The organism is Nocardioides ginsengisoli (assembly GCF_039537225.1).
Classification (GTDB): Bacteria; Actinomycetota; Actinomycetes; order Propionibacteriales; family Nocardioidaceae; genus Nocardioides; species Nocardioides ginsengisoli.
In genome coordinates this window covers 400,265-406,986 of sequence record NZ_BAABAC010000005.1, presented here as the reverse complement: position 1 = coordinate 406,986, position 6,722 = coordinate 400,265, and the positions used below count along the sequence as shown (strand labels likewise).

Below are 6,722 nucleotides of genomic sequence, written 5' to 3'. Positions count from 1 at the left end.
CGTCCAGGTGACCGTGCTCGACGGCCTGACCACCCGCGAGGCCGCCCACCTGCTCGGCCTCCGGCAGGGCACCGTGAAGACCCGGATGATGCGGGCCCGACAGCAGCTCAGGAAGGAGCTGGCATGACCGCGAGCACCTGGCACCTCGACGACGCCCTCGCCCAGCGGTACGCCGGCGGCGGACTCTCCCCCGCCACCGCGGCGTCCGTCGAGCAGCACCTGATGGCGTGCCCCGACTGCCGGGGCCTGGTCGGCGGCCGCGCGGTCGCCGCCGAGCCCGACCGGTTCGCCGGCATCTGGTCCGAGATCGTCGAGGAGGTCCACGCGCCCCGCCGCGGACCCGTCGAGCGGACCCTCCGCGCGGTCGGCGTCGGCGAGTCGACGTCGCGGATCCTCGCGACCACCCCGACCCTGCGCGGCGCCTGGCTGAGCGCGATCGTGCTCGTCCTGGTCCTCGCTCTGTACGTCGCCCACGCCAGCCCCCGCGGCGCCCTCCTCTTCGTCAGCCTCGCGCCGGTGCTCCCGCTGCTCGGCGTGATCGCGACCTTCGGCCCGCAGGGCGACCCGTCGCACGAGATGGCCGCGGCGGCGCCGTACTCACGGCTGCGGCTGCTCACCGCGCGCACCGCGTTCGTGCTGGCCAGCACCATGCTCCCCGCGCTGGCGGTGAGCCAGTTCCTGCCGGGCGACCGGTGGTTCGCGGTGGCCTGGCTGTTGCCCGGCCTCGCGCTGACCACAGCGACGCTCGCCGCCGCGCACTGGGTGCCCGTGCACCGCGCCGCGATCGGGCTGCTCGCGCTGTGGCTCGCGCTCGGCGCCGGCCGCTGGGTGGGCGAGGGCCCCGGCCGCCGGGTGACCACGGCGGCGACGACCGTCGACCATGTCGTCCAGGTCGTCCAGGTGGCCAGCGTCGTCGTCATCGCCCTCGCCGCGCTCACCATCGCGCGGCACCGCCACCAGCTCCCCCGCGACCTCAGGAGGAACGAGTGAGCACGATCGACGGGCACGGCCTGGTCAAGGCCTTCGGCCGGACCCGCGCCGTCGACGGCCTCGACCTCACGACCAGCACCGGCGTCACCGGACTGCTCGGCCCCAACGGCGCCGGGAAGACGACCCTGCTGCGGATGCTCGCCACCGTGACGTCGTACGACGCCGGGTCGCTGCGCGTGCTCGGCCACGACCCGCAGGACGCCGCGGCCCGCCTCGCGATCCGGCGTCGGCTCGGCTATCTCCCGCAGGAGGCCGGCTTCCACCGCGGCTTCACCGCCTTCGAGGCGGTCGACTACATCGCCGTCCTCAAGGAGCACGACGAGCGGCGGGCCCGCCATGCCGAGGTCCGCCGGGTGCTCGAGCTGGTCGGGCTGAGCGACGTCGCTACCACGAAGGTCGGTGCGCTCTCCGGCGGCATGCGCCGACGACTCGGGCTGGCCCAGGCGCTGCTCGGCGACCCCGACCTGCTGATCCTCGACGAGCCGACGGTCGGCCTGGACCCGCAGCAGCGGATCCGGTTCCGCGACCTCGTCGCCGAGGCCGGCTCCGGCCGGACGGTCCTGCTCTCGACCCACCAGACCGAGGACGTCGCCACGGTCTGCTCCGACGTGATCGTCATCGACGGCGGCCGCCGCGTGTTCGGCGGCACCATCGACGAGCTCGTCGACCTGGCCCGCGACCGGGTCTGGCTCGACGACCGCCGCGACCCGCGGGCGCTCGCCGCCTGGCGGCTGGGCGACGGCAGCTACCACCACGTCGGCGACCCGCCGGACGGCGCGCAGCTCGCCCCGGCCGGGATCGAGGACGCCTACCTGGTGCTCATCGGGCCGACCGCGGCCGCCTCGGACGTGGCATGAGTCGGTCTCCGGGCGTCGTCCCCGCGCTGGCGCGGCAGGAGGCGCGCCGGCTGCTGCGCCATCCCGTCGTCCTGGCTGCCTTCGCCTGGTGGGTGGTCATCGTCGCCGCCGCCGAGCTCTACCAGGACACGTTCGTCGTGCAGCGGTTCGAGTCGGTGACCGCCGCCTTCAGCTTCCTGCCCGGCGTGCCGTGCATCCTGGTCGGTCACATGATGACGACCCGCGACGCGCGTGCGGGCTCGCTCCCGCTTCTGGGCGCGCTGCCGGTCCGGGCCGAGCAGCGGGTCCGGGCGCTCTGCCTGGCAGCACTGGCCCCGGCGGCCGTCGCGGCGGTGCTCAACGCCGGCATCTTCTCCGGCTACCGCCTGGCCTTCGGCTTCCCCGACGCGCCGGACGTCTGGCAGGTGCTGCAGGCGCCGCTCACCGTCGCCGGTGGCACGCTGCTCGGCATCATGCTCGGTGTCTGGGCGCCGTCGCGCGCGACCCCGATGCTCGCCATGGTGGTCATGGTCGGCATCAACGTCGTGGTCGCGAACCGGCCGCATCCGGTGCCGCTGTTCGGGCCGATGTTCTCGTGGGCCGACTGGGGTCCGACCGACGGCAGCGTGTGGTGGGCGATGTTCCCTGGCTCGACGCTCGCGCACTTCCTCTACCTGGGCGGGCTGTGCTCGATGGCCGCCGCGGCGGCGCTGATCCGGGTCAGTCCACGGCGCGGCCGGGCGCTCGTCGTGAGCGCGGGCGCGGTCGCGCTCACCGTCGCGGCCGGGTGGGCGCAGCTGCCATGACATCCGCCCTGCCGGGTCTGGTCGCGGCCTCCTGGCGCGCGGTCGGACGCCGTACGCCGGTCCTCGCGCCGGCCACCGCCGCCGTCCTGCTGCTCGCGGTGACCTGGCCGCTCCAGGACGGCCGGTACGCCGGCCACGTGCTGCACGGCCTGGTCCTGCTGTCCGCCACCGTCTTGATCGGCGCGACCGACGACCCGGCCGCGGAGATCTGCGCGACCTCGCCCCACGTCCTGCGGCTGCGCACCGCGCTGCGGGTGCTGACCGGGTCGGCGGTCGCGCTGCCGGTCCTCGCCGGCGGGCTCACGCTGGTCCATCTGCGCTGTCCGCAGCTCCCACTGACGCCGTATGTCGTCGAGGCGGCGGGGCTCTGCCTGGTCGCGCTCGCCCTCGGGGTCGGTCTGCGCGCCTGGCTCGACCTGGCCCACCCGTCGTACGCCGCGAGCATCGGGCTGATCGGCATCGCGCTCGTCGCCTTCCTGCTGCCGCAGGGATGGGGACTGCTCGAGCCGCAGCCGTGGGGGCCGCCGTGGGCGGCGACGCGGTGGCGCTGGCTGGCGGTCGGCCTGGTCGCCGTGGGGCTGTCGCTGGCGGCGACGGCAGACCGATCGGAGGGCCGGTAGCGCCTCTCAGCGCGCCGGCTCGTCGGCCGCGGGCTCGAGCTTCCAGGAGTAGCTGACGGTCGTCCCGCCATCGGGCCCGTCGGGCTGGACGGTGCGGCTGCCGGAGAGCGGCTGTGCCGGGTCGTCGGGATTCCAGGGCAGGTACTTGGCGGTGTCGGCGGCCCGGTTGTACAGGACATAGCTCGACGTCCCCCACGGGCAGGTGAGCGTGCCCGCCTGCCGCGGCGTCGGGCCGCTCCACTGCAGGTCGTAGGTGCCGGACAGCTCGTCGAGGGCCAGACCGATCGACAGCTCACCGTCGGTGACGTCGCCCGATCCGTCGATCGCGCACTCCCCGTTCTGGCCGGTGCCGGTCCAGCGGCCGGAGGTGCCGGTGGCGGCGGTGAGATACCAGCGCCTGCCGTCCTGCTCGAGGTACTGCTCCACGTAGGTCGTCGCCACCCACGAGATCTCGGTCCGGTAGTTGGTGCCGTTGGTGTAGTTGGACGTCCCCTCGATGGAGAGCTTCCACCGCTCGGGGACGGCGGGCACCTGGCACGAGATGTGCACCTCGGCGTCGGGCGCGCAGAAGTCCGGATCCTCGGGGGTGTTCGCCGGTCCACCGGGGGCGCCGCCGTGACAGGTGTCGGTGCCCGGACCGCCGTGGCACTCGTCGATCCCGTCGTCGCCGTCGAGCCGGTCGTTGCCGGGGCCGCCGAAGATCCGGTCGCTCCCCGGGCCGCCGTGCACGCGGGTGTCATGGCCCCGACCGAGCAGGATCAGGTCGTCGCCCGGCCCGCCGTCGGCCCGGCCGGGGACGTCGGCGCCGTGGATCTCGTCGTCGCCGTCGCCGCCGATGAGCGCCACGCCGCCGGCGCTGGCGGTGAGGACGTCGTGGCCGGCCTCGCCGTACAGCGTGGAGCCGGCCCCCTCGGCGGTCAGCCGGTCGTCGCCCGCGCCGCCGTACACCCGGGCGCTGCGTCCCGTCACGGTGATCTTGTCGTTGCCGCCCCCGCCGCAGATCACGTCGTCGCCGCCGCGCCCCACGATCCGGTCGTTGCCGCCGAGCCCGACGATGACGTCGGCTCGCTTCGTCCCCCGGATCACGTCGTTGCCGCGGGTGCCGACGATCGTGGCCTTCAGGCCCGCGCACGTCGGCCGCGCTGCTCCGAGCCGGACGGCGTCGGCGGCAGGCGTGGGGCTCGCCGCCACCAGGGCGGACAGGGCCGCGAGCGCGGCGAGGATGCGTCGGGTCGTCATGGCCACCACGATCGCGGCCCGCGCGGGGCCGCGACCATCCCGTGGATCCGGGTGATTCGGCCTCCCAGAGAGCTGGGGGCTAGGCGTCCGCCCGACGGGCGACGAGCGCCCAGGAGCGCTCGGTGAGGTCCGCGGCGCGCAGGGCGAGCGGGCGCAGCGGCAGGTACGACGCGAGCGCCACCACCGCGCCGACCCCCAGGCCCGCGACGACGTCGAGCGGGAAGTGAGCGCCGACGTAGACCCGGTCGACGGCCATCAGCAGGGCCAGCCCGACGGCGACCAGGCCGAGGCGGCGGTGGGCGACGAGGACCGCGGCCGCGACCGCGCCGGCCATCACCGCGTGGTCGCTCGGGAACGACGGATCGGTGCTGCGCCCGACGAGGACCAGCGCGTGTGGCAGGACGGCGTACGGGCGCGGCTCGCCGAAGGCGTGGCCGAGGAGCTGGTTGACGCCGATCGCGATCAGGACGCCGGCGGGCGCCCACAGGGCGGCGGCGGTCCGGCGCCGGTCGCCCGAGCGGCGGGCCAGCCACCACGAGCCGAGCAGCAGCGCGGCGAAAAGGACGACGCCGAGGTCGGCGTACAGCTGGGCGGGTGCGTGCAGCCAGGAGGTCCGCTCGGCCAGGCGGTTCATCGCCTGGTACCAGTCGACCTCGAGCTCTCCGCCCACCACTGCTCCGACGCCCGTCACCACCGCCTCCTTCGGGCGGTCCGTCCGCCTCGGCTCGGACCGTAGACCGGGCCACATGAAGCGACCGTGAAGACCGGCCGACGGCGAAGGACTGCCGAGCCCCTCCTGGCGCGCCCGGACGACGGCCTGAGCGCGGTCGGCGACCTGCAGCTTGGCGTAGACCGAGCTGACGATATTGCCGACCGTCGTGGGTCTGAGGAAGAGCTGGCGGGCGATCTGGGCATCGACGTCGACGGGCGCCGCTCGAGGCCCTCGGTGAGGTAAGGGCGGATCCGGCCGACCACCGCCGCGCCATAGACCGCTTGCCGCGCGGCGCGATCACCGACCTGGCAACGGCGCCGTGGTGGCGGCGTCCCGACCGGGACGGGACAGCCGACGGGACGGCGAACGGGACGGCTGTCCCTTCCTCGCCGGTCGCGGGCGCAGCAGGCTGACGCCCATGTTCCGCACCCCTCTCCTCGGTCTCGCCACCCTGCTCACGGGCGCCGCGCTCACGACGGTCGCGCCGACGTCGGCCATCGCGGCCGGCGCCCCCGCTTTCGGCCCGGCCAGCGTGCAGCCGTCGTCGTACGTCGGCGTCTGGGACGGCAACTGCGTCAAGGACGACCCGCCGCCGGTCGCGCTGCCGTCGACGCCGCTCGTCGAGAACGGCCCGGCCGTCACCACCAGCACCGAGGTATCCGGCTCGATCACCGCCCGGACCGACGACACCGACACCGTCCGGGCGTCGGCGCGGATCGGCACCCGGACCACGCTGACCAGCGCCGCGGGCGTGCCGAAGGCGCTGACCGTGACCTACTCGGGCTCGATCGAGGCGACCTCGACCAAGGCGACCTCGGTCTGCAAGGTGATCGCTCACGCCCGTGCCTCGACCCACGTGCCCTTCACCCTCGCCAAGCCGATGTGGGTGACGCTCACGCAGACCCGCAAGGGCCCGGCCTACGCGGAGATCTTCCTGTCCACCGACGGCGAGCAGCTCTACCAGGAGCAGTACGGCACCGGCCTCGACGGCACCGTGACGGCGACCTACTACCTGCCCGCCGGCGACTACAGCGTGTCGGTCGACGTCGCGGCCCAGAAGGGCGGCTGGAAGGGCTTCCCGCGCGCCGCGGTGTCCGGCAGCTCGTCGGTCACCTTCGCCCCGGTCGGCGCCCGGGCGTCCGGCCCCGCCGGCAACGGGACGCCGTACGTCGCCCTGCCGGGGGCGCGCTCCTGCGCCACCCACGGCGCCACTGCGACGCTGACCACCTCCGCCAAGCGGCTGGGCAAGACCCGCTCGATCGAGGTCCTGATCGACGGACGCCGGGCCGCCCTGCTCAAGGGCAAGGCCCTCACCCGCGGCCGCGCCGTCCCGCTGCGGATCGCCGACGACAAGGCCGCCTCCGTCACCGCCACGGTGACCCTGAGGAACGGGGCGCGCCGAACGGTCGCGGCGCGCTATCTCGCCTGCTCGAGCTGAGCGTTGTGCGCAGTGCCCAGGCGCGATCGAGCGCCTGGGCACTGCGCCTCGCCCGTGGGGTGCGGGACGCCCCTAGCGTCC

Annotated in this window: 8 protein-coding genes and 1 pseudogene; 6 read left to right on the top strand and 3 right to left on the bottom strand. The window is 74.9% G+C overall.

Going from position 1 to position 6,722, the window contains the following annotated elements; all coding sequences use genetic code 11:
• The first annotated feature begins 7 nt into the window (after positions 1 to 7).
• From AB4880_RS03590 to AB4880_RS03570, 5 genes are read left to right on the top strand one after another with little or no spacing between them, the layout of a single operon-like run.
• Entirely contained in the window at positions 8 to 127 is a 120-nt protein-coding gene (locus AB4880_RS03590) for a sigma factor-like helix-turn-helix DNA-binding protein (RefSeq protein WP_367917838.1), read from the top strand.
• Positions 124 to 990, top strand: coding sequence for a zf-HC2 domain-containing protein (locus tag AB4880_RS03585; protein ID WP_367917825.1), 867 nt, complete (start codon positions 124 to 126; stop codon positions 988 to 990). Before AB4880_RS03590 ends, AB4880_RS03585 begins: the two co-directional genes overlap by 4 nt.
• The gene (locus AB4880_RS03580) at positions 987 to 1,847 is read left to right on the top strand and encodes an ATP-binding cassette domain-containing protein (protein WP_367917824.1); all 861 of its coding nucleotides are present in this window, start codon (positions 987 to 989) and stop codon (positions 1,845 to 1,847) included. The genes AB4880_RS03585 and AB4880_RS03580 overlap by 4 nt, the downstream gene beginning before the upstream one ends.
• The gene (locus AB4880_RS03575) at positions 1,844 to 2,632 is read left to right on the top strand and encodes a hypothetical protein (protein ID WP_367917823.1); all 789 of its coding nucleotides are present in this window, start codon (positions 1,844 to 1,846) and stop codon (positions 2,630 to 2,632) included. Before AB4880_RS03580 ends, AB4880_RS03575 begins: the two co-directional genes overlap by 4 nt.
• Positions 2,629 to 3,252, top strand: a complete 624-nt coding sequence (locus AB4880_RS03570; protein WP_367917822.1) for a hypothetical protein — start codon at positions 2,629 to 2,631, stop codon at positions 3,250 to 3,252. Before AB4880_RS03575 ends, AB4880_RS03570 begins: the two co-directional genes overlap by 4 nt.
• Before the next feature lie 6 nt (positions 3,253 to 3,258).
• Here AB4880_RS03570 and AB4880_RS03565 read toward each other — a convergent pair whose 3' ends face one another.
• The 3 genes and pseudogenes from AB4880_RS03565 to AB4880_RS03555 form a co-directional block, all read right to left on the bottom strand.
• Positions 3,259 to 4,491: a calcium-binding protein gene (locus AB4880_RS03565; RefSeq protein WP_367917821.1), complete on the bottom strand. Its 1,233-nt coding sequence runs from the start codon at positions 4,489 to 4,491 to the stop codon at positions 3,259 to 3,261.
• A gap of 79 nt (positions 4,492 to 4,570) precedes the next feature.
• Positions 4,571 to 5,182 (bottom strand): phosphatase PAP2 family protein, encoded by a 612-nt coding sequence (locus AB4880_RS03560; protein WP_367917820.1) that lies wholly within the window; start codon positions 5,180 to 5,182, stop codon positions 4,571 to 4,573.
• Between the two features lie 123 nt (positions 5,183 to 5,305).
• Positions 5,306 to 5,398, bottom strand: a pseudogene (locus tag AB4880_RS03555) (hypothetical protein); the annotation flags it as partial.
• Between the two features lie 223 nt (positions 5,399 to 5,621).
• Between AB4880_RS03555 and AB4880_RS03550 the strand changes: the two are divergent.
• Positions 5,622 to 6,641 carry a hypothetical protein gene (locus tag AB4880_RS03550; RefSeq protein ID WP_367917819.1) on the top strand — a complete coding sequence of 340 codons (1,020 nt, stop codon included), beginning with the start codon at positions 5,622 to 5,624 and terminating at the stop codon, positions 6,639 to 6,641.
• The last annotated feature ends 81 nt before the right edge of the window (positions 6,642 to 6,722 follow it).